The sequence below is a fragment of the Tamlana crocina genome (assembly GCF_012037625.1).
Genome location: NZ_JAAVJS010000320.1, coordinates 1 through 414, shown reverse-complemented (window position 1 = coordinate 414; position 414 = coordinate 1). Strand labels below are relative to the sequence as shown.

The window sequence follows — 414 nt, the reverse complement described above, 5'->3', positions numbered from 1 at the left end:
ATCCAGCTCGATGTCCATTTTGTAATCGGCTTCATTTTGATAATAAGCAGGACCGGGAGCACCGCTTCCTGTGCGGTACTGGTTTGGGGTTGAAAATTCCTGGTAAAGCTGGCGGAATTTGTTTTCATTGATGTGTCCCCCTTCCCTTTGCTCTGTTTGTTGTTCTGTTTCCTGGGCAAAAACGCCGGCAGAGAACAAAATGAAAAAAGCCGCAAGGGCAGTTTTAATAGATCTCATAGATAAAATTTAAGTTTAGGTTGCTAAAAATAATTTAATTCTGAAGTATTACAATTTTAATTGCTGAAATTTAAGTTTCCTTCCGGATTATCTCTCATGAGCAGCAGGCTCTTGATCTTGCCTCCATGGTTCACTTTTACAACATTTTTTTGCTCCGGAAAAAGATCGGTCAAAACA

Annotated in this window: 1 pseudogene; it reads right to left on the bottom strand. The window is 39.9% G+C overall.

Features of this window, described 5'->3' with window-relative positions:
* A pseudogene (locus tag HC176_RS16915) lies at positions 1–237 on the bottom strand (M1 family peptidase); the annotation flags it as partial.
* Between the last annotated feature and the right edge of the window lie 177 nt (positions 238–414).